Source organism: Serratia sp. CY83965, assembly GCF_052166375.1.
Lineage (GTDB): Bacteria > Pseudomonadota > Gammaproteobacteria > Enterobacterales > Enterobacteriaceae > Serratia > Serratia marcescens.
Genome location: NZ_JBJNOV010000001.1, coordinates 36,475 through 57,080, shown reverse-complemented (window position 1 = coordinate 57,080; position 20,606 = coordinate 36,475). Strand labels below are relative to the sequence as shown.

The window sequence follows — 20,606 nt, the reverse complement described above, 5'->3', positions numbered from 1 at the left end:
ATTCAGACAGGTTTAGTAGTAATCCATTTTAAAGCGCACCGTGGAGTAATAGCTCCCGGCTTTCATTACCTGGTTATTGCCAATCAACCTCAACCCGTAATTAAACTCCAACGTCCCGGGTTGAATCTCATTTTTACTCATAGGAACACCAGGCGCAGCGACATTCCCCTGCCTATCGGTTATTTGTAAGGCAATACCTTTCGCGTTACCGTCAATGCCAAAAAGATCGGCATCCGCTTTACCATCAAAGGTCACGGCAAAATATCGCCAGTCATCCAGCGCAGGGTTAAATTTCTCCAACGCACAGTTCACCAATTTAATGGTAAACTCGTGCAATTCACCGTGACCGTCGCGAATAATTTGGCTGACGGGCACTGTTGCCATCGTAATGGTTTGATCGAGGCTTTCGGTATCAATGGCGCAGGCCGAGGCGATAATCCGGCCGTTTACGGTCACTTCGCCACGCCCCTGATTGGCGGATTGCGCCAAAGAAGAACACAGCAACAGATTGATAAACACCGCACTGTGCAATATCCATTTGCCACACTGTGAATACATACCTACTCCCCCACATAACGCGTTAATCAGCAGCATGCGGGTTGCCCCGCATGCAATTAACTGTGCGAATTAATCGCCGTGGGCTTATTGGTACGCCAGGGTAAAGTCAGCAACAGAGTTGAATTCACCCGGGGTAATGGCAGCAGATGCGCCGTCGCCCTGCAGGTGAGCGCTGAAGCGCAGGGTCGCCTGACCGTCTTCAATTTTTTGCGCCTTGCTGGTTTTGGTCAGCGGCAGCAGTTTACCGTCAACATCGTTGATTGCGATGCTGGCACCGCGCGCGCTGCCTTTCATCGCCAGCAGCCCTGGCGCAGCGTCAGACTCAGTACCGCTGAAGGTGGTGGTTACGTTTTTAGCCGTTTGCACATCGCAACCAACCAGTTTGATCAGAATATCCTGTGGGGTAGACTTGCCGCCGTTTTTCAACTGAGCAGAAGTAATGTCACCCAGCTTCACGGTCTGATCCAGAGTACCTGGCTCGATTGAGCACGGTGCATCAACGATAGAACCTTTAAAGGTAACAGAACCGCCACCCTGGTTAGCTGCGTTAGCCATAGAAATAGTACCCAGAGTCATTACCGCTGCCAGCATGATTTTGTTCAGTTTCATTGTGTTAATTCCATATATACAAGTAATTAATTAAGGAAAGAGCCCTGCGATAACGCACTACTCTTTTTATACTTTCACTCTCGCCAGCACAGAGAGCTAAGTTCTCCCCCTGTTTCGGCGATGTGAGAATGATACCCCCCAACAAACCTTAACAGCAAAATAAACTAAATAAATCTAATTATACGACATAAAACACCAAAAATAATTTGTTTATTATTTTTAAATTCTGATATTTATTGAAAAAAACAACATACTGAAGACTTTTAATTCATGATAATAAACATAAATTTTCAATCGATATCGTGAGCATCAGAAAAGATAAGATTTTTCTTGAAAATTCCAAGCCGGCAGATAGGATAACGATAGACACACTCACATGAAATCAAATATAAAACTTATAAAAATGAAATATATAATCAACAAAACTGTTGTTTTCGATTCAAATGAACTGACATTGTGCCTGTATGAAAATACACAGATCGTGGCCAGACTAACCAAACCTGCCACACGTTTACTACTGGCATTAATACAAAATAATGGGCTCAGTGTTACCCGGGAAACATTATTGGACAATGTATGGCTTACCTATGGCTTTACAGCTTCCAATGCAGGATTAAATAATTACATCAGTGAATTACGTAAAGCATTTACATCGTTAGGTTGTCATCATGAGCTGATCATCACCATCCCTAAACTGGGTTTCAGATTTGAAGCTGAGGTAGATCTTTCCGATGCAGGTACCGCCGCGCCAGAACAAAACCTGAACGATGAAGAAAATAGGATGTTAACCAGCCCTGACGAAATTCAAGAAGCGGTGCTGATAAAACCACCGACGTCAAAAAATGAGGCGCCTTCGAAGCGCAATCGGAATTTTATTTTTTTAGCCAGCTCCGCGCTATTCCTTGGGCTTCTTGGTGCTATAGTTTTAAGTATTACAGATAGCAAAATTTATGATTACCATAAAATTATCAGCATTGATCGCTGCGACATTTATGTACTGAACAAAACACCTCTGCTTGTAGATCCAGCGGAAAAAATAAATACCGCACTAAAAAGAGAGGGAGTGGATTGTAAAAACATACCGAGCGATGTTTTTTACCTAGAGGATCGTATTAGTAAAAAAAACGTGCGAACAGATTTAATCTCCGTTTGCAGCAAAGCGGATAACAACCGGTACGACACCTGCTTCAATATCAAAAACCAGAGAAATACTTCAATATGAAAAAACTGCTGACAGGGCTCTTAACCCCACTCTTCTTGCTTTTTTTTTCATTCAACACGCTTGCGGAAGAACCATTCAAATGCACATCACATTACAAAATAATGATAGAAAATGACAGGGGCCCCGTTCAGTTTGATGGCCGCCTAACCTTATTTTTAAAAAATGAGAAGGAAGGTTTGTTTTCGTTAACGGGTAAAGTAAAAACCAGCAAAAGTAGCTACCTGCTTTTCCGCACCAGCCATTTCTCTCTGGTTCCGCAAGAGATCAACCCTGTCAAGCAGGCAAACATTACTAAAGTGATTAAACACCCCAGCGATACGACTCCAGAGGATATCTGGCTGGCAGACATCTTGCCGGAAATGCCTGGTATCGATTTTCAGATCGAAATATGGCACTTGAGAAATAATCTGATCTTGATTAAATCCCTGAACAGCGGATATCTTATCTGCGCCGCAGAGCGCTAATTTATCTCAAATAGCGAAATTATTGCCGGTTATCTACCTTGGTAACCGGCACATCGCGGCAATTCATCTCTATCGAACTCACTCTGCTGAGTAGCCATATCTTTATATAGATATCCGCCGCCTGAAGTCGTCACGTGGTTGTTACTTGAATCCCCCCCAGCCTCTTGTTCTGTGAAAAACCGGTGACAAAATGCTAAGTGAAAGTTAGCTTCCTATCCGTATCTAATGTACTCATTACTGATAAAAGCTACTCATATCGGTAAATAAGTAACAGTATCCTGCCCACATGTAGAAGCAGTTATAAAAAACACCCCATACAAAACCATAACATATTGATAATTAACAAATTAAAAACCAACAAACACCACCCAACCACAGCCAATAATAAATAACTTAATTATCTTATTTATTAAAATTATAAAAAACAAACAACCAAGATTTAAAAAAACCATTTTTCTCATATTGACTTTAGCTAAAACAAAAAACATGATTAACGCCACAGACAATAAGAACACTTATGGCAAACACCAGCAAAAAAATCTGTTATTTAACGCATCGTCATTAACAGGTTGCATATTTTTAAACACGGTTTCCGCATAGGGTATATACAAAACATCTCAATTCCATTGTTTATACCTTCTAATTACGCTCACGCGTAGCGTTTCCCCTAACCAAGGAGTTGTTATGTCAGACCATCAAGTCACCTGTATCAAAAAATCCGACCGTCAAAATGCGCATGAGCGCATTCAGGCTATCGGCGGCGTCAATGCCGATGGCACACGCTGGTCACTGCCCCAGGCAGACGCCATTGCCGGTATCGAGGCAGGCACCTGGCGTTTTTGGGTCACTGCCAATGGCCATTCCGTCTGGGTGATTGTCTCAATCAGCGCGGCGGGCAATAAATACCTCAAAACGCAAAATGACGGCGAACAGCCCAATAACCTGCTGAGCCTGCCGGAATGCCCCTGACGCAACCCGAGTTTCATGATTGATACGGTGTGCGGGCCCGCTTGCAGCCCATCGCTTCGCCTCTTTCTATTATTGGCCGCAGTGGCGTTTTCACGTCCGCAGTACAGCGGCCCCATAGCATAAGGAAATACCATGTACGGTTCCGCTACCGCCAGAAACCTGCCTTCAGGGAAAAAACAGCGTATCGCCGATTTATTATCGCAAATTATTGAAACGCTGGATCTCACCAAAACCCAATATGCCAACATCGAAAGCGCCTATAACGGCGTCGGCACCTTTCTGTCCGAAGGCGACGATCCGCTATTGCAAGATGCCGTTATTTACCCGCAGGGCAGCGTGCGGCTCAACACCACCGTAAAACCCAAAAATGAAGAGCAATACGATATTGACCTGATTTGTTATCTGCCCCATGCCACCCAGGCGGATTATACCGGCGTGATATCGGCCATTCGCCAGCGGCTGGAATCACATAAAACCTACAAAACGCTATTAAGCGAGTTACCGCGAGGGTTTCGCATCAATTACGCCGGGGATTACCATCTGGATATCACACCGGGCCGCGATCACACCGGTGCAGCAGAACGTTTAGGCCAGCCGCTGTGGGTCGTGGATGCACAAACCGCCTGGAAGGAGTCCAACCCCAGCGGCTACGCCGAGTGGTTCGAGAGCAGCGCCAGCGTGCAGCCCCTGCGCACCATTCTGGTCATGGATTCCGCCAGCCGCGTCGGCACCGAGGCGTTACTCCCGTTGCCGGACAGCACCGACAAGAAATTGCTTAATCGCATCGTACAAATTCTCAAACGCCACCGTGACGAATGGGCCGCAGAGCAGGATGAGGTCCGGCAGCGCTGCCGCCCGATTTCGGTCATCATTACCACGCTGGCGTGCCATGCCTACAACCACATCATTGCTGACAGGCGCGCCTACGACAACGACCTGGATATCCTGTTAGACGTGCTGGAACTGATGCCGGATTTCATCGTGTCGACACAGGGAGAAATACAGGTCAGCAACCCGCACATGCCGGAGGAAAACTTCGCCGAGAAGTGGAACCGTTCAGAGCAGGATGAGGGCCCTCAGCGCAGTGAAACCTTTTACCAGTGGCATACCGCGGCCCAGGCGACGTTTAACACCATCGCCGCCAGCGTGGGGGAAGATAACCTGTTCCTGAGCCTCGAAGACAGCTTCGGCAAAGACCCGGTCGATGTCGTCAGGCAACGTCTGATGGAACATATGCAGTCAGCCAGAGAACAAGGCAGCCTGCATATTGATAAGAAAACCGGCGGGCTGATTGCCACCGGCCTCGCCGGTACGGCAGCCCATGCCGGCGTGCCTAAAAACACCTTCTACGGTGAATAACGTGGTTATCAGGCATCACTGCAAACCGCTGACCCTCGCTCAGCAATATCGCGCGTTGAAAGCCGGCGGCCCGTATGAACGGCTGCGCATTATCCATCACGACCGCACCCTGCTTTGGGAAGGATGGTTGCAACCCTCAGTGTTCAGCCGCCGCTACAGGGTCGCGGTCCGGTATAGCCTCGGCACCCCACCGATTTGCGTGGTGACAGAACCGGATCTCTTCACGCTGGCTGGCACACGGGCCATCCCGCACCTGTATCCCGCCGACAAGCATATTCCCGGCGCCAGGCTGTGCCTGTTTTTGCCCCGTTCACAGGCCGACGACGGGCTCAGCGAATGGCGCGCCCAGTTAAAAATCAGCGACACCCTCATTCCCTGGGCGTCGCTCTGGCTGTTTTATTTTGAACAGTGGCTGTACACCGGCCACTGGGAAGGCGGCGGCAAGCACCCACGCACCAGCGAGGTAAAAAATGAGCGTTGAACATGAAGGCTTTATCTCGGTCGATATTGAAACCGCCGGGCCCATACCCGGCGTGTGCAGCCTGCTCTCCATCGGCGCCTGCGTCATCGACCGCCCGGCGGAACGCTTTTACATTGAAGTGCAGCCGCTGAATCTGCATTACGAGCCTGAGGCGCTGGCCGTCACCGGTTTCAATCTGCAGACCCAAATAATGCGCGGCATCGACCCGAAAGAGGCCATGCAACAATTTGCCCACTGGGTAACTTCCGTCACCGACGCCACGAGCAAACCGATTTTTGTCGGTTTCAATGCGGCGTTCGACTGGTCATTCATCAATCACTACTTTCACGTTTATCTCGGTCATAACCCGTTTGGCTTTGCCGCCCTCGATATCAAAGCCCTGTACATGGGCGCCACCGGCTGCGACTGGCAGAACACCCGCTCCAGCCGTATCGACGCCCGATTTAATCTCAAAAACCACGGCAGCCACAACGCGCTGGATGACGCGCTGTATCAGGCTGAGATGTTTGTGAAAATCAACGCATACATGAGGGAAAAGCACTGACATGGAAACGGTAAAATACATTCTGATTAAGCTGGTCGACTGGAAAACGCGCCAACGGAAAATCCAGTACCTCATCATGCTGCTCGGCGCCGGGATCCTGAGTGTGAATAACTCGCTGGGAAAGGCATTAACGCTGGAGAAAGGCGATGCCCGCTTCTCGCTGACCATGTCCGAGGGGAATGCCATCTCGGACTCTGCTGTCACGTTTGTGGCGGCGTTTATCATTCTGGGGGGATTTGTCTGGCTGCTGGTCGACGCCTACCGGGAGGCTAAAATCGCGGTGCGCAAAAAGGGGGTAGTTATCGAAGGGAGAGCGCTGCGGAAAGTCGCGACAACACCTCTGCACAAAACGGTCTCCCGTCATTTCAACGGGAAGATAGACGCATTAACCCTCGATATGACGCAGCGGATGCGGGATGGCGCAATCAGTCACCCGGAGGAGGCTTTTGACGACAATATCAGCACGCTGGCCAGCAATATCGCCACCCGGATTGACGGTATCGACCATCAGGACCTGACGCTGGTATATGGCGGGCAATTGCCGGTTCCGTTCACCTTCTACATTGGCGCCATTCTCGATGACAATGGCCCGGTCGGCGTCTATGACTGGGACAGAGCGCAAGAGGCCTGGCGGTTGATTGACAACAAGGCCGATGATGACCGCGCCAATTTTACCCTGATGGAAAGCCTCGTCACCTCAACGGCCAAAGATGTGGTGCTGGCGGTCTCGGTGTCCTACCAGGCCGACATTACGGCCATACGCCAAACCTTCCCCGCCTACCCGCTGTCGCATCTCTCGCTGAGCTCCACAACGCTCGGTAATCACTGGTCGCTTTCCAAACAAACCCGGCTGGCGCTGCAATTTATCGAACAGGTCAAAATGCTGACGGCGTGCGGCGCCGAACGCATCCACGTGATTTTGGCCGCTCCCAGCAGCATTGCGCTCAATTTCGGCCGCCGTTATGACCACCGCAATCTGGCGCAACTCATTGTTTATCAGTATGAGAAAGAACAGCAACCGGCCTATCCCTGGGGGGTGGTGATGCCGACGCAGGGGCAACGCCGGGGCGCGGTGGTTAAGCCTCCCACCGTTCCCTCATCCGACTGACTGTCGGACTGGGGCGAAACAAGGATATAAAAAACCGGCCTGAGCCGGTTTGGGAGCGCTTGTCATTATTAGGTCGGCCGTAGAACGGTCGGGGTAATGCCCTGGTGTTGCTGCGTATTTTCACTGTCACTATAGGCGGTGCGATGATTGAGCGTCCAATGGGTTCGGCAGATCAATAAAGGACAATTGATCGGCCCGGCCGATCGTCCTGCTCATCGTCACAGCGCCCCACATTTCGGCAGCCAGTCCGCTTCGCACTCTTCACTCAATATCACATTGGTCTGCATCCCCAGCCGGGTTTTACGCTTGAGCAGGGTTTTCTCATACTCCCTTAACGTCTGCGGCACCGCCAAACCAAAGGCCGTCAGGTTCATCACGTGCTGATAGCCTCGTGCCGCCATAAACGACAAGTAGGCGTGATACAGGTAGCGACGCGGGTTGGCCGGGGTGATATTGGCGTTGCCTATCATCATCCCTTCCGGCGTACCCAGCACCGTCAGGTAACCGCAAAAATCAACCAGTGGGTCGGCCTGGCGTTTGATGGTCAGCGCCTCGTCCGAGCTTTGCTGCGCCTGGAGCAGGGTACGGGCCTCGTTCGGGTTGGCGAAGCGCTGCATCAGGTGACGCACGATGACGGCCAGCTCATTAGTAATTTTGTCCAGCAGCTGCGGGTCACGTTCGGCCAGCGGTATCGCGTCCGGGAAGGTGATAATCACCCGCCGCCGGGAGACGCCGCCGCTGCGGTCGCTGAACTGCATCGGGTTGTTGTTGACCGCCAGTATCACTGCAGGGATGTGGGCGGCGTAGGCGTCGCGGTATTTGGGGTCGATAGCGACCGCATCGCCGCCGGTGATGGCCTTGATACCCGCGCCGTCACCGCTCCACTTCTCCTGGTCAGGCAGGAGTATCAGCGAGTAGCCGACCACCGAGGCACGTTCGCGCGCCGACTCCAGGTTGTCGATGGTGGCGGAGGTGGTGTTATCACTTCCTGCCAACAGCCGGGCGATGGCCGCCATTACGCTCTTGCCGCTGCCGCCCGGGCCGGTCACCTCGAGGAACAGCTGCCAGTCGTAGCGGTTGGCCAGCACCATAAAGAGTGCCGCGAGAATGCGTTCCTGCTTGTCGTGATTGCCCCCGGCGGCCCGCGTCAGCCATTGCCAGAAGTGCGGTGCATGGTCGGCCAGGTTCTCCCCGGCACGCGGCGGGGTATAGTCCACGCTGTTGACGGTGCGCAGCCAGTGTTCCTGGCGGTGGGCGCTAAACTGGCCGCTGACGGTATCAAACACCCCGTTACGAAAGCCTATCAACCGGCGGGCCGGGTCGCCCATCTGCGGCACCATCAGCTTGAGGGTGTCCAGGATGCTATTGATACCGGCGGCGGAGAACGGCGCGCGCACCTTCTGGAACAGCGCGGCAATCTCCCGGCTCAGCTGCCGGTGTGGCAGCACCTGCCAAGCGCCGCGCGTGTAGCGGCACAGCTCTTCCCCCACCGGCGGCACCGCCAGGGTATTGCCGTAGTGCTCGGCCAGCAGCTCGGCTTTCTCACTGGCACTCATGGCTTTTAAATCGGCATCGCTCAGCGTGTCGAACGGGCTGGGCTGCGGCGGCTGGCTGAACGCCTGGAGCTGCGCGCGCGTGGACTCAGCGCCCTGCTGACAGTAGACATCGTTCCAGTCGCCTTCCGTGGGCGGCAGTGCCGGGATACCGCCGGTACGTGTGGCCGCCTCGACGGCGCGGGTCTGCCCGGTGCCGCTGCGGTCATTATCGGCCGCCAGCAGCAACCGTGCATCCGGGTAATGGCTGCGCAGCTGCTGCGCCACCGCCGCCAGATTGTTGGCACTGAGTGCCACGCACACCGCCTCACCGGTCAGGCGGTGCACGGTAAGGCCGGTGGCATAGCCTTCGGTGAGCCAGATAACCGCGTTGTCCGGGCCGTTCAGAATGTAGCAGGCGGCTTTCACCTGCCCGCCTGCCAGCATGCGCTTGTCCCCGCTGGCGTTAATCAGCTGCACGTTAACCACCTCGCCCCCGGCATTATACAGTGGCAGCAAGAGGTCGCCGGGCTGGAAAGTGATACCCCCAACGCGCAGCGGCTGGCCCTGCAAGGTCAGGGTGTCCACCTCCGGCCAGCCTTTGGCGCTCAGGTAGGCATTGCCGGTCTGACGTTGAGCGGCAGCCACCAGAGCCTGTGCCTGTCGCGCGGCCTTGCACTGAGACTCGGCCTTATCTTTCGTTGAATGACCAGTCTCAGCGGCCGGTGGCAGGGCGTTGGTGTTTTCTCCCATCACGGCAGCCACCTGTTCGGCGGCGGCCTTTGCTGACAGCGACAGGGCTTTTTCTACCAGGTTGAGGCCGTCACCGGCCCCGCACTGATTGCAGAACCAGGTGCCGCGCCCGTCCTGGTTGTCGAAACGGAAGCGGTCTTTGCCGCCGCAGGTCGGGCACGGCTGCGGCTTGCCGTTCGGCTGCAAGGCAATGCCGAGGGCCGGGAGTATCACCGGCCAGTGGCCGGTGGCGGTGCGTACGGTCTGGGAAACGAACTGGGCGCTCATGCTCTTCTCCTCAGTGTACGGTGGCGTTCTGCGATGCCGACAGGCGCTCACAGCACAGCTCGTCCATCATCTTTTGCCCGAGCGCGGTCAGGCGCGGCGCAGCCACCAGAACGTCCGGCTGCACCATATCGCTCAGCATGGTGCACGCCATATCCATGCCGTCTTCTGCGCCGTACTGACGCACAAAGTGCCCTTCCAGACGCAGGGCAATCGTCATCTGCAGCTCGTCCAGCGTGTACCCCAGGCTCACCCGGTAAAAGGCGCAGGTGTCCAGATAGGCTTGCGCCACGGCGCGGCGGAAAACGGCGGTACGGACTTCAATCGGTAAACAGGATGCAGTGTTCATGCGGCGGTGGCCTCCATGCGGGCAAGAATCTGGGTTTCACAGGTGTTGACGACGTGGCCGAGCTGGTCGGTCAGCAAAGCAATGACCGAAGCAAACGACGCCTGTTGCGTGGCATCGGGGCGCTGCCCGCCGAGGTCGAGGGTGTCCAGCAGGTCGAGGAACAGCACGCCGGTGGCGTGCGCATGCTGAAGACGCAGAAAATCGGCGTGCGGAATAGGGTAATGGGTGTCACGGTAGTAACGGTCGGCCAGGGTGTTCATGCTGCCGCCTTAACCGGCAGACGACCGGCAAAGGACAACACGTAATCACGGGCCAGCACGCGGCGGGCATTGCGTTCGCTATCCGCCACGGTGCGCACCATACGGGGCGAAGCCGTCAGAGCAGAACGGCGTACGGCCGCGAACAGAAAGCAGAATGTCGGGTGAGTCGGGGTGAGGGTCGTAGCCATGGTGGCAGCCTCCTTGAAGTAAAGGTTATTGCTACCACCGAAGTTCCTACACTTATGGGTGGTAGCCCAGACGGGGGTAGGAATACCGGCCTTCAAGGGAACCGGCCAGCCCGAAGGCTGCCCCGCCTGAGCCACCATTGATTGACTGCTGCGATAGCATAACATCCACCGCGCAAAAAATGAGCGCACAAAGGCCACGACATAAAAAAACACGCCTGGCGCGTGTTGTGTCGCCTTGAAGTAACACGGGTTCCTACGCCCGGCTGCCGATTTTGCGGCAGCCGGAGGACTATAGCGCAGGGCCGGACGTGAGGGCAAGCCGTAAGACGCCCCCGGACGTTCAATCGATCGCATAGTGATCAACAGTCGGTAAGCGGGTCGTTGCGGGTATCGGCCGCCGCGCAGGTCAGCGGCACCGGCCCGGTACGGAACAGGCGCGGCTCGGCCTGGCGACTCGCCAGACGAATAACGCCGTGTTTTTCACTGCGGTGTTCCGGCAAGACGACGCCAGGCTCTTTACGCTGCAACAGGATAGCTTCCGCGATAAACAGTGCGTCGTTGTCGCTCAGGGTAAAGTGCTGGCGACCCAAGGTTAACTGCATCATGCGGCGCCCCCCTGGTGACGGTTGGCGATGCGTTCATCCATCCACTGCTCGACCTCGGAGGCCAGCCAGGCGACATTTTTACCGCCGAGGGAGACCTGGGCCGGGAACTGCCGGCGGTTCATCATCTCGTAGACGGTGGAGCGGGACAGGCCGGTGGTGTAGAGCACTTCCGGCAGGCGGATAAAGCGCTCGCGCGGGGTGTAACTGCCAGGAATAACCGGCGACGGGGTGGATGGAGTGGGGGTGGAAACGGTCAACATAAAACGCTACCTCTTTGTGTCCGGCCAACGCTGGCCGGGACTGTGTGAACTTCGGTAGCGCCCTATTATGTGAATATTTACTGGGGTGGCAACAAGGCGTTGTTGTGTGGTGGAACAGATTTTATGCTTGTTTTTCAATCAAGTGGACAACGTTGGCCGATATTGGCCTTTATTGGCATTTATTGACCGTTGTTGGCAAACCGGCCGAAAAGCCTGAGCGATGAATGGGCGGTTGATTAATAGGGAAAAACCGCCAAACATCGCTAGCCAGGGAAAAGGCCTCGCGAGAGCCGGTGAACAGGCATGAACACCAGGTGAACGGATACGGTCGCTACTCTTCACCCCACTACCTACTGATTTATCTATATTTTTTATTTTGGTGAACAGTATGAAGAGTGAGTAATAAAACTAAAAACACTCTGATGTGATTATCGTCAGCGCTAGGTACATCTCCCCCAGCTTCAGCAACGGTCCTCGGCCATGTCATTGAGTAACGCACGACAACGCCAGGCGTAACCCCCTCACGCCCCGTCATCAAAAAAGAGCTTTTTCTCTGGCTAGCGGGTATCAAATTGCGTGTGCATGCATAGGGTGCATGATTTTGCATGCGGGAAGATGCAATCTTTATCCCCCACAGCGCCAGTACAGGCAAGGCCTGCGGCCCATCATGCAGGTGCATGAAAAGCGACATATAAAGCGCGCAGGCGTGGCGGGGGTAGCATTGCGCGCCAGGGGGTTTTAACGCTTTATTGGCTGTGAGACTGGCGAGCAAGGCCCGCGATAAAATCGGCGTACCACTGCAACATGTCACGACGCTTCTCAAGGTACTGAGCATGGTTGTAAGTGCCGCGAATGGCGTTCTTGTCCACGTGGGCGAGCTGCATCTCTATCCAGGCTGTATTGAAGTCCTGCTCATGCAAAATCGTGGACATCATGTGCCTGAAGCCGTGGCCGGTGAGTCGACCGTGATAGCCGATACGCTTAAGGAGCTGGTTGATACTCGCTTCGCTCATCGGCTTGTTGACGTCATTACGGCCCGGGAAAACATAGCGATAGTTGCCCGTATAGGTTCTCAGTTCATTCAGGATGGCCGCCGCCTGCGTCGATAACGGCACGAGATGATCCCGGCGCATTTTCATGCGCTCCTGCGGAATTTCCCAAAGCGCGTTATCCAGATCAAACTCATGCCATTGCGCCATGCGCAGCTCAATCCCCCTGACTCCGGTCAACATCAGTAACTTCGTCGCCAGCTGTACCAACCGACTGCCGGAGTGCATCTCCAGCGCCGCAAGAAAATCGGGGATTTCGTCAACGGATAAAAAAGGATAATGAGTAGATTTTGGGCTAATCAAAACGCTGGAGAGATCGGCGGCTGGGTTGAACTCCGCCCGCCCGGTTGCCGTGGCATATCGGAAGACCTCACCGCAGCGCTGTCTGACCTTACGCATTTTCTCAAGCGCCCCACGCGCCTCAATTTTGCGAAGCACTGTGAGTAGCTCAAGCGGCTTTATCGCCGAAATGGGATGCTGTCCCAGATAGGGGAAAATATCAATGTTGAACGCGTCCATGATATCGGCCGCATACCCTGCTGACCACGTCGCCAATTTGGACTGATGCCACTCCTTCGCGATCGCTTCAAAGGTGTTTGCATTCCCGTATAGCTGCGCCAGCTTTTTCTCTTTACGAACTGTGCTGGGGTTCTGCCCCTCAGCAACTAACTTTCTGGATTCATCGCGCTTTGACCGAGCATCGGCCAACGAAACGGCAGGATAGACGCCGAATGAAATCATCTTGGGCTTACCGGCAAAGCGATAACGAAAGCGCCAGCTCTTGCTGCCATTGGGTTCAACCAAAAGGGATAAGCCCAACCCATCACTCAACGTGTAAGGTTTAGGGGTGGGTTTAGCATTCCGGATTTGTAAGTTATTAAGTCGCATGTGTATAGAAATTCAAGACCGAACAGAAGTACACGCAATTCTACACACACCTGATATTGGATTCCACAGGACGGCGCCGGACAATCACGGACAGAAAACCCAATCAATGCATTGTTATTTAATGTATTTTTGGATGATTACGGACGTTACAGGAAGAGAGGATGGTGCCGATAATAGGAGTCGAACCTACGACCTTCGCATTACGAATGCGCTGCTCTACCAACTGAGCTATATCGGCATCGAGCCGGGCCTGCGGGGCAAGCCGGAAGTGCGTTGAACAAGGTAGACCTGCGCGCGAAATGAGTCAATAGCCGCCGGGGCGTTTGGTTGTTTTGCAAGCAACCAGACTGTCGTGCAGACCCTCTTTTCCAAAAACAATCAGGGCGCAGCATGCTGCGCCCTGACCTCTTTATGACCGCAATGCGGCCTTAGCTGCGCACCAGATCGTCGCCGTAGCCGATCCACTTGTAGGTGGTCAACGCGTCCAGGCCCATCGGGCCGCGGGCGTGCAGTTTCTGGGTGCTCACCGCCACTTCTGCGCCCAGGCCGAACTGGCCGCCGTCGGTGAAACGAGTGCTGGCGTTGACGTACACCGCCGAGGAGTCCACCGCGCGCACGAAGTGCTCGGCGCTGCTGAGCGAACGGGTGAGGATCGCGTCGGAATGGTTAGTGCCGTGGGTGCGGATGTGATCGATGGCCTGATCGATATCGTCCACCAGCAGCACGTTCAGATCCAGCGACAGCCATTCGTCGTCGTAATCCTCCGCGTTCACCGGCACCACCGTCGCCGGGCCGCCCTGCAGCAGCGGCAGCGCGTTTTCCGCCGCGTGCAGCGTCACGCCCGCCGCCGCCATTTTGGCGCTCAGCGCCGGCAGGAACTCGGCGGCGATGCTGCGGTTCACCAGCAGCGTCTCCAGCGAGTTACAGGCGCTTGGGCGCTGGATCTTGGCGTTTTCAATCACCGTCAGCGCCTTGTCGAAATCGACGTCGGCATCCACGTAGGTATGGCACACGCCGATGCCGCCGGTGATCACCGGGATGGTCGATTGCTCGCGGCACAGCTTGTGCAGGCCGGCGCCGCCGCGCGGGATCAGCATGTCGACATAGCGATCCAGGCGCAGCAGTTCGTTCACCAGCGCGCGATCCGGGCTGTCGATCGCCTGCACCGCCGCCGCCGGCAGGCCGCACTGTTCCAGCGCCTGCTGGATCACTTTCACCGTTGCCTGGTTGGTATTATGCGTCTCTTTACCGCCGCGCAGGATCACCGCGTTGCCGGTTTTCAGGCACAGGCTGGCGACGTCAATGGTGACGTTCGGCCGCGCCTCGTAAATCACGCCGATCACGCCGAGCGGCACCCGGCGGCGCTCCAGCTTCAGCCCGCTGTCCAGCAGGTTGCCGTCCAGCACATGGCCGACCGGATCGTTCAGGCGGCACACCTGGCGCACGTCGTTGGCGATCGCCGCCAGCCGCGCCGGGGTCAACAGCAGGCGATCGAGCAGCGCTTCGCTCATGCCGGTGGCGCGCGCCTGCGCCATGTCTTGTTCGTTCGCCAGCAGGATCGCTTCACTGTTGGCTTCCAGCATGTCGGCCATCACCGACAGCACCTGATTCTTCTTCGCCGTGCTCAGCACCGCCAGCTGCCAGGAGGCCTGCTTGGCGGCCTTCCCCATCTGCTCCAGCATGCTCACTCCTTAACTGACAATCATATCGTCGCGGTGCACTGCCACCGGACCGTATTCGTAACCGAGGATCTCGCTGATTTCCTGCGAGTGGTGCCCGGCGATCATGCGCATCGCATCGCTGTTATAGCGGCTGACGCCGTGCGCCAGATCGCGCCCCGCCAGGTTGCGGATGCGGATCACTTCGCCGCGCGAGAAATCGCCCTTCACTTCGCGGATACCCTTCGGCAACAGCGAGCTGCCGCGCGCCATCATCGCTTCCACCGCGCCGTCGTCGACGGTGATCTCACCGGCCGGCGGCGCGCCGAAGATCCAGCGCTTGCGATTTTCCAGCGGAGTTTCCAGCGCGTGGAATCGGGTGCCCACCGGTTTGCCTTCGATCACGTCCGCCACCACGCCCGGCTTGCTGCCGGCGGCGATCACCACGTCGATGCCGGCGCGGCAGGCCACGTCGGCCGCCTGCAGCTTGGTGCCCATGCCGCCGGTGCCCAGACCGGAGACGCTGTCGCCGGCGATGGCGCGCAGCGCGTCGTCGATGCCGTGCACCTCACGGATCAGTTCGGCCTGCGGGTTGTTGCGCGGATCGGCGGTGTAGAGGCCCTGCTGATCGGTCAGCAGCAGCAGTTTGTCGGCCCCGGCCAGAATGGCCGCCAGCGCCGACAGGTTATCGTTGTCGCCCACCTTGATTTCGGCGGTGGCGACGGCGTCGTTCTCATTGATTACCGGCACGATGCGGTTGTCCAGCAGCGCCGTCATGGTGTCGCGCGCGTTGAGGAAGCGCTCGCGGTCTTCCAGATCGGCGCGCGTCAGCAGCATCTGCCCGACGTGGATGCCGTAAATGGAGAACAGCTGTTCCCACAGCTGGATCAGCCGGCTCTGCCCCACCGCCGCCAGCAGCTGCTTGGAGGCGATGGTGGCGGGCAGCTCGGGGTAGCCCAGGTGTTCGCGCCCGGCGGCGATGGCGCCGGAGGTGACGATGACGATGCGGTGGCCCGCGGCGTGTTGCTGCGCGCACTGGCGCACCAATTCGACGATGTGGGCGCGGTTCAGACGCAGCGATCCGCCGGTCAACACGCTGGTGCCCAATTTCACAACCAATGTCTGGCTGCCGTTCATAGTATTTCTGCCGTGTAATATACCCGTCATCTTTCAAGCTGCAGCGTTGTTGGCTGCACGCACTCACCCCAGTCACTTACCTCAGTAAGCTCCTGGGGATTCCTGCGCTTGCCGCCTAGCCGCAACTCGAAAGCTATAGGGTATGATGAGAATAAGAGTGCAAAGGTCTTTGTAACAGGAGAGACGCGTTATGCCAACAGGCACAACGCGAAATCAGCACAATACGTGGTCAAACGGGGTCAGGCGGAGAGTTTGATCAGTTTTTCTTTGAAATCATCGGCGGGTTCCAGCCCCAGCTCCATGGTCGCCAGCAGCTCGCCGAGGCGGCGATGGAAGTCGCGCAGGGTGTCTTCCAGCTTGGCGTTCACTTCATCATCCTTAATGTTTTGCGCCGTCCAGTCGCCTTCCTTGTCGAACAGGCCGAATTGGTACGAATAGGTGAAGCGCGCCTCTTCCGCCTGCAGCTCCATCCACCAGCCCCAGAACTCACGCTTCTCCGGAGCGGGCTTTACATTGACGCAGACGGCCAAACAATCAAAGAAAAAACGGTCGTTTTCACATTGCCCTTCACGCAGGTACGGCCCCAAGCTGGCAAAACGTTTCATTAGTCGGCTTTTAGGGTGACCACTCGGTAACGTCATTCTCTAACCTCCTCAATGTAGACCACTCTTTTTAACAAACTGTTAAAATTTAGCAACTAATTAACGCATTTTGTCCCTCAGCCAACCGGACATCTGCAGCAACGCCCGGTGGAAGCTGTCGTAAACCGGGGTGCGCGGGATGGCGACCAGCTTGCCGCTCACCGAGGAAGTGACGATCAGCTGCGACTCTTCTTTCGGGCTAAGCGTATCGCGCTCCCAGTAGCCGGAGATCATCGGCGTCGGGCAACGGCGCCCCAGCAACCCCTGCATTTTCAGCGAGTAGCTGTTCAACTCCACTTTCAGCACGTTGTCTGAAGCATTGGCCATGCCCATGCGGCTGGCCAGCACGTCCATATACATGTCCGGCACGTTCAGCTGGGTGCTGCTGTCGCACAGCAGGCGATGCACCACCGGCCCCAGGCAGGCCACGCCGCGCAGCCGCTGCGGCTCCAGATAGGCCAGCCGCACCGCCACGTTGGCACCGAAGCGGAAGCCGAAGGCGCTCACCCGCTGATGATCCACCCACGGCACCGAGGCCAGCTGGATCAACACTTGTTGGTGCAGGTAGCTGGAGTCCTGCGTCAGCTTCCATTTGCAGGAGGAACCTATCGACGGCATGTCGAGCGTCAGCATGGCGATGCCGTGCGGCGCCAGGTAGTCGCGGAACAGGCGATGATAGTCAGTCTGCAGCGTATCGAGACTGCCGCACATCAGCACCGTCGGGAACGGCGCTTCGCCCTTCTCGGGCATGTGCAGGAAACCGGTGACGCAACCGCCGCCTTCGATGCGGAACTCCAGCTCTTTCAACTGATACGGCAACAGCAGCGCCGCCTCTTCATAAGCGCGGTTGGCGAGCATCTCTGCCTGTTCAGCCAACTCGTCGCCCTTCAGATGCGGGTAGCCGGCGATGCTGTACAGGCTCGCGGCCTTCAGCCAGTACTCGCCGCCGAGCAGCGGATCCTGCTGCTCCGTCGCCCGCTGCTGCCACTGCATGCCCTGATGGATCCACTCGTAGATCCAGTTGCCGTTGCGGTAGCCCACCACGGTATCCAGCCGCTGCGGATTGCTGCGCTCGGCGTCCGAGGCGGCGATGCGCGCCAGCACTTCGTGGATTTCGATCGGGCTGACGCCGCGCCAGGCCCACAGCAGCGGATTCAGCATGCGGTACCAGCTGCCGGTGGTGTCGCCTTCCAATGCGGAATGCATGGCGGCGCTCACTTTGTTGCGCGCGCGCAGCACCAGCGTCGAGGTTTCAGGGTGTTTGAATTTGGGCTTGAAAAGAATTTCAGAAAGGTTGGCCTGTGCCATGGTAACAACAGCCTCCGTAAATCTGGCGATAGGCCGCAACAGGCCTACTTAACTGGAGGTAGTGTACCTAACTCTGGCGGGATAAACCAAGATAACGCAAACGCCCGGCATAACCGGGCGTTGACTTGGAACTGGCTGGGCTTAGCGACCGCCGATAGGGGGAACGAAGCTGACGCCCATGTCCCACGGCTGCTCAATCCAGGTGTCCTGCGGGATGTCGATCACGTAGTCGTCCACCAGCGGACGGCCCGCCGGCTTGGCGAAGATGGTGACGAAATGCGCTTTCGGGTACATGTCGCGAATCGCTTTTGCGGTGCCGCCGGTATCCACCAGATCGTCCACCACGATGAAGCCTTCACCGTCGCCTTCGGCGCGCTTGAGCACTTTCATTTCGCGCTGGTTGTCATGGTCATAGCTGGAAATGCAGACGGTATCCACATAGCGGATGCCCAGCTCGCGCGCCAGCAGGCCCGCCGGCACCAGGCCGCCGCGGCTGACGGCAATGATGCCGGTCCATTTGTCGGCAGGCAGCAGGCGGTGCGCCAGCTTGCGTGCATGTATTTGCAGCATATCCCAGGTAACAACGTATTTTTCGCTCATAGAATCGTGTCCCAGCCGGTTGGTGAAGCGGCTTACTTTATAGTTCAGGGGAAAAAAGGTTGCGCGAGATTATAGAGACTGGCCGCGTTGAATTCCAGCTGTACCGAGGAAAACCTCGCGATTTTCGCCGGGCGGCTTTTCGGTGATTGATGCTGAAAAAGCGAGCGTTCCCGCCGCGAAGCCGTGTGATCAAGCGCTTAAACCGCACAATACGGGGGGCGCACCGCCGGAAATAAAGTGATATTCTCTGACGATCGTGCCACGACGCACAGATACCCGCTCACCTTAACCGCGCGGCACGCCCGTCCTGTCGGAGCCTGCCGTCACAGGAGACTTATAGTGTCTGAATTGTCTCAGCTTTCGCCACAGCCGCTGTGGGATATTTTCGCCAAGATCTGTTCTATCCCGCACCCTTCTTATCATGAAGAAGCGCTGGCGCAGCACATCCTCACCTGGGCCAAAGAAAAGAACCTGCACGCTGAGCGCGATCGGGTCGGCAATATCCTGCTGCGCAAGCCGGCCACCAAAGGCATGGAAAACCGCAAGCCGGTCGCGCTGCAGGCGCACCTGGACATGGTGCCGCAAAAGAATAACGACACCGTGCACGACTTCGCCAAGGATCCGATCCAGCCTTATATCGCCGGCGAGTGGGTGAAAGCGCGCGGCACCACGCTGGGCGCCGACAACGGCATCGGCATGGCCTCCGCCCTGGCGGTGCTGGCCGACGACAGCGTTGAGCACGGCCCGCTGGAAGTGCTGCTGACCATGACCGAAGAAGCCGGCATGGACGGCGCCTTCGGGCTGCAGCCGAACTGGCTGCAGGCGGACATCCTGATCAATACCGATTCCGAAGAAGAAGGCGAAATCTACATGGGTTGCGCCGGCGGCATCGACTTCATCACCACCCTGCCGCTGCAGCGCGAAGCGGTGCCGGCCGGTTACCAAACCCTGAAGCTGACCCTCAAGGGCCTGAAAGGCGGCCATTCCGGCGCCGAGATCCACGTAGGGCTGGGCAACGCCAACAAACTGCTGGCGCGTTTCCTGTTCGCCCATGCGGCGGCGCTGAACCTGCGCGTGCTGGACCTGAACGGCGGCACTCTGCGCAACGCCATCCCGCGTGAAGCCTCCGCGGTGGTAGCGGTGCCGGCGGACAAAGCCGACGCGCTGAAAGCGCTGAGCCAGGAGTTCCTGGCCGTGCTGCAGAACGAACTCTCTGCCAAAGAGAAGAACATCACCGTGCTGCTGGAGCCGGCCACCAGCGCTTCGCAGGCGCTGAGCGCCGACAGCCAGCAACGCTTCCTGGCGCTGCTGAACGGCACGCCGAACGGCGTGATCCGCATGAGCGACGCGGTCAAAGGCGTGGTGGAAACCTCGCTGAACGTCGGGGTGGTCACCACCAGCGAAAACGAAGCGGAAATCATCTGCCTGATCCGCTCCCTGATCGACAGCGGCAAAGACTACGTGGTCGAGATGCTGACCGCGCTGGGCCAGCTGGCCGGCGCCAAGGTGGCGCCGAAGGGCGGCTACCCGGGCTGGCAGCCGGACGCCGACTCGCCGGTGATGCACCTGGTGCGCGAGCTGTATCAGGATCTGTTCAACAAGACGCCGAACATCATGGTGATCCACGCCGGCCTGGAATGCGGTCTGTTCAAAAAGCCGTATCCAAACATGGACATGGTATCGATCGGGCCAACCATCACCGGCCCGCACTCGCCGGATGAGCAGGTGCATATCGAAAGCGTCGGTCTGTACTGGAAGCTGCTGACCTCGTTGCTGAAAGCGATCCCTGAACGCGCGTAA

The 20,606-nt window shown here is 56.6% G+C and carries 22 protein-coding genes and 1 tRNA gene; 8 read left to right on the top strand and 15 right to left on the bottom strand.

What is annotated here, in order from left to right; genetic code table 11:
• Positions 1–12: 12 nt before the first annotated feature.
• Both ACJ8PL_RS00310 and ACJ8PL_RS00305 read right to left on the bottom strand, forming a co-directional pair.
• Entirely contained in the window at positions 13–558 is a 546-nt protein-coding gene (locus ACJ8PL_RS00310) for a fimbrial protein (RefSeq protein WP_265527265.1), read from the bottom strand.
• Positions 559–642: 84 nt separating this feature from the next.
• Positions 643–1,167 (bottom strand): fimbrial protein, encoded by a 525-nt coding sequence (locus tag ACJ8PL_RS00305; protein WP_442530720.1) that lies wholly within the window; start codon positions 1,165–1,167, stop codon positions 643–645.
• Between the two features lie 376 nt (positions 1,168–1,543).
• On the opposite strand from ACJ8PL_RS00305, the gene ACJ8PL_RS00300 reads away from it, so the two are divergent.
• From ACJ8PL_RS00300 to ACJ8PL_RS00270, 7 genes are all read left to right on the top strand, one after another.
• Positions 1,544–2,389, top strand: coding sequence for a winged helix-turn-helix domain-containing protein (locus ACJ8PL_RS00300; protein WP_442530718.1), 846 nt, complete (start codon positions 1,544–1,546; stop codon positions 2,387–2,389).
• Entirely contained in the window at positions 2,386–2,853 is a 468-nt protein-coding gene (locus ACJ8PL_RS00295) for a hypothetical protein (protein ID WP_135637813.1), read from the top strand. The genes ACJ8PL_RS00300 and ACJ8PL_RS00295 overlap by 4 nt, the downstream gene beginning before the upstream one ends.
• Positions 2,854–3,537: 684 nt before the next feature.
• Positions 3,538–3,822, top strand: coding sequence for a DUF3892 domain-containing protein (locus ACJ8PL_RS00290; RefSeq protein WP_442530717.1), 285 nt, complete (start codon positions 3,538–3,540; stop codon positions 3,820–3,822).
• Positions 3,823–3,954: 132 nt separating this feature from the next.
• On the top strand, positions 3,955–5,181 hold the full coding sequence (locus ACJ8PL_RS00285; protein WP_442530716.1) for an SMODS domain-containing nucleotidyltransferase: 1,227 nt from the start codon (positions 3,955–3,957) through the stop codon (positions 5,179–5,181).
• Position 5,182: 1 nt separating this feature from the next.
• Complete coding sequence (locus ACJ8PL_RS00280; protein ID WP_442530714.1) at positions 5,183–5,662, top strand: hypothetical protein; 480 nt, start codon at positions 5,183–5,185, stop codon at positions 5,660–5,662.
• Entirely contained in the window at positions 5,652–6,206 is a 555-nt protein-coding gene (locus tag ACJ8PL_RS00275; RefSeq protein ID WP_442530713.1) for a 3'-5' exonuclease, read from the top strand. The genes ACJ8PL_RS00280 and ACJ8PL_RS00275 overlap by 11 nt, the downstream gene beginning before the upstream one ends.
• 1 nt (position 6,207) lies before the next feature.
• Positions 6,208–7,314 carry an SAVED domain-containing protein gene (locus ACJ8PL_RS00270; protein ID WP_442530712.1) on the top strand — a complete coding sequence of 369 codons (1,107 nt, stop codon included), beginning with the start codon at positions 6,208–6,210 and terminating at the stop codon, positions 7,312–7,314.
• Between the two features lie 218 nt (positions 7,315–7,532).
• Here the strand turns inward: ACJ8PL_RS00270 and ACJ8PL_RS00265 are convergent, their stop codons facing one another.
• The 13 genes from ACJ8PL_RS00265 to gpt form a co-directional block, all read right to left on the bottom strand.
• Complete coding sequence (locus ACJ8PL_RS00265) at positions 7,533–9,866, bottom strand: primase-helicase zinc-binding domain-containing protein (protein WP_442530710.1); 2,334 nt, start codon at positions 9,864–9,866, stop codon at positions 7,533–7,535.
• 10 nt (positions 9,867–9,876) lie between these two features.
• Positions 9,877–10,212, bottom strand: coding sequence for a DUF5375 family protein (locus tag ACJ8PL_RS00260; protein WP_043147841.1), 336 nt, complete (start codon positions 10,210–10,212; stop codon positions 9,877–9,879).
• Positions 10,209–10,472, bottom strand: a complete 264-nt coding sequence (locus tag ACJ8PL_RS00255) for a hypothetical protein (protein WP_015376194.1) — start codon at positions 10,470–10,472, stop codon at positions 10,209–10,211. Before ACJ8PL_RS00255 ends, ACJ8PL_RS00260 begins: the two co-directional genes overlap by 4 nt.
• The gene (locus ACJ8PL_RS00250) at positions 10,469–11,014 is read right to left on the bottom strand and encodes a host cell division inhibitor Icd-like protein (protein WP_380692660.1); all 546 of its coding nucleotides are present in this window, start codon (positions 11,012–11,014) and stop codon (positions 10,469–10,471) included. Before ACJ8PL_RS00250 ends, ACJ8PL_RS00255 begins: the two co-directional genes overlap by 4 nt.
• A 5-nt stretch (positions 11,015–11,019) precedes the next feature.
• Positions 11,020–11,265, bottom strand: coding sequence for a hypothetical protein (locus tag ACJ8PL_RS00245; RefSeq protein ID WP_265526709.1), 246 nt, complete (start codon positions 11,263–11,265; stop codon positions 11,020–11,022).
• Positions 11,262–11,525, bottom strand: a complete 264-nt coding sequence (locus ACJ8PL_RS00240) for a helix-turn-helix transcriptional regulator (protein ID WP_265526707.1) — start codon at positions 11,523–11,525, stop codon at positions 11,262–11,264. The genes ACJ8PL_RS00245 and ACJ8PL_RS00240 overlap by 4 nt, the downstream gene beginning before the upstream one ends.
• Before the next feature lie 746 nt (positions 11,526–12,271).
• Positions 12,272–13,462, bottom strand: a complete 1,191-nt coding sequence (locus ACJ8PL_RS00235) for a tyrosine-type recombinase/integrase (RefSeq protein WP_033634086.1) — start codon at positions 13,460–13,462, stop codon at positions 12,272–12,274.
• Between the two features lie 162 nt (positions 13,463–13,624).
• A tRNA-Thr gene (locus ACJ8PL_RS00230) sits at positions 13,625–13,700 on the bottom strand.
• A 190-nt stretch (positions 13,701–13,890) separates the two neighbouring features.
• Entirely contained in the window at positions 13,891–15,144 is a 1,254-nt protein-coding gene (gene proA, locus ACJ8PL_RS00225) for a glutamate-5-semialdehyde dehydrogenase (protein ID WP_016928977.1), read from the bottom strand.
• 9 nt (positions 15,145–15,153) lie between these two features.
• Complete coding sequence (proB, locus tag ACJ8PL_RS00220) at positions 15,154–16,257, bottom strand: glutamate 5-kinase (RefSeq protein ID WP_015376738.1); 1,104 nt, start codon at positions 16,255–16,257, stop codon at positions 15,154–15,156.
• 239 nt (positions 16,258–16,496) lie between these two features.
• Entirely contained in the window at positions 16,497–16,898 is a 402-nt protein-coding gene (gene crl / locus ACJ8PL_RS00215; protein ID WP_004930258.1) for a sigma factor-binding protein Crl, read from the bottom strand.
• Positions 16,899–16,958: 60 nt separating this feature from the next.
• Entirely contained in the window at positions 16,959–18,206 is a 1,248-nt protein-coding gene (gene frsA / locus ACJ8PL_RS00210; RefSeq protein WP_016928979.1) for an esterase FrsA, read from the bottom strand.
• 141 nt (positions 18,207–18,347) lie between these two features.
• Complete coding sequence (gpt, locus tag ACJ8PL_RS00205) at positions 18,348–18,806, bottom strand: xanthine phosphoribosyltransferase (RefSeq protein ID WP_004930253.1); 459 nt, start codon at positions 18,804–18,806, stop codon at positions 18,348–18,350.
• Between the two features lie 339 nt (positions 18,807–19,145).
• Here gpt and pepD point away from each other — a divergent pair, with 339 nt between their 5' ends.
• Positions 19,146–20,606 (top strand): beta-Ala-His dipeptidase, encoded by a 1,461-nt coding sequence (gene pepD / locus ACJ8PL_RS00200; protein WP_117287615.1) that lies wholly within the window; start codon positions 19,146–19,148, stop codon positions 20,604–20,606.

Coding starts and splice junctions, on each gene's coding strand:
- ACJ8PL_RS00310 (WP_265527265.1), bottom strand. CDS start 558: ATGTATTCACAGTGTGGCAAATGGATATTGCACAGTGCGGTGTTTATC.
- ACJ8PL_RS00305 (WP_442530720.1), bottom strand. CDS start 1,167: ATGAAACTGAACAAAATCATGCTGGCAGCGGTAATGACTCTGGGTACT.
- ACJ8PL_RS00300 (WP_442530718.1), top strand. CDS start 1,544: ATGAAATCAAATATAAAACTTATAAAAATGAAATATATAATCAACAAA.
- ACJ8PL_RS00295 (WP_135637813.1), top strand. CDS start 2,386: ATGAAAAAACTGCTGACAGGGCTCTTAACCCCACTCTTCTTGCTTTTT.
- ACJ8PL_RS00290 (WP_442530717.1), top strand. CDS start 3,538: ATGTCAGACCATCAAGTCACCTGTATCAAAAAATCCGACCGTCAAAAT.
- ACJ8PL_RS00285 (WP_442530716.1), top strand. CDS start 3,955: ATGTACGGTTCCGCTACCGCCAGAAACCTGCCTTCAGGGAAAAAACAG.
- ACJ8PL_RS00275 (WP_442530713.1), top strand. CDS start 5,652: ATGAGCGTTGAACATGAAGGCTTTATCTCGGTCGATATTGAAACCGCC.
- ACJ8PL_RS00270 (WP_442530712.1), top strand. CDS start 6,208: ATGGAAACGGTAAAATACATTCTGATTAAGCTGGTCGACTGGAAAACG.
- ACJ8PL_RS00265 (WP_442530710.1), bottom strand. CDS start 9,866: ATGAGCGCCCAGTTCGTTTCCCAGACCGTACGCACCGCCACCGGCCAC.
- ACJ8PL_RS00260 (WP_043147841.1), bottom strand. CDS start 10,212: ATGAACACTGCATCCTGTTTACCGATTGAAGTCCGTACCGCCGTTTTC.
- ACJ8PL_RS00255 (WP_015376194.1), bottom strand. CDS start 10,472: ATGAACACCCTGGCCGACCGTTACTACCGTGACACCCATTACCCTATT.
- ACJ8PL_RS00250 (WP_380692660.1), bottom strand. CDS start 11,014: ATGCGATCGATTGAACGTCCGGGGGCGTCTTACGGCTTGCCCTCACGT.
- ACJ8PL_RS00245 (WP_265526709.1), bottom strand. CDS start 11,265: ATGATGCAGTTAACCTTGGGTCGCCAGCACTTTACCCTGAGCGACAAC.
- ACJ8PL_RS00240 (WP_265526707.1), bottom strand. CDS start 11,525: ATGTTGACCGTTTCCACCCCCACTCCATCCACCCCGTCGCCGGTTATT.
- ACJ8PL_RS00235 (WP_033634086.1), bottom strand. CDS start 13,462: ATGCGACTTAATAACTTACAAATCCGGAATGCTAAACCCACCCCTAAA.
- proA (WP_016928977.1), bottom strand. CDS start 15,144: ATGCTGGAGCAGATGGGGAAGGCCGCCAAGCAGGCCTCCTGGCAGCTG.
- proB (WP_015376738.1), bottom strand. CDS start 16,257: ATGAACGGCAGCCAGACATTGGTTGTGAAATTGGGCACCAGCGTGTTG.
- crl (WP_004930258.1), bottom strand. CDS start 16,898: ATGACGTTACCGAGTGGTCACCCTAAAAGCCGACTAATGAAACGTTTT.
- frsA (WP_016928979.1), bottom strand. CDS start 18,206: ATGGCACAGGCCAACCTTTCTGAAATTCTTTTCAAGCCCAAATTCAAA.
- gpt (WP_004930253.1), bottom strand. CDS start 18,806: ATGAGCGAAAAATACGTTGTTACCTGGGATATGCTGCAAATACATGCA.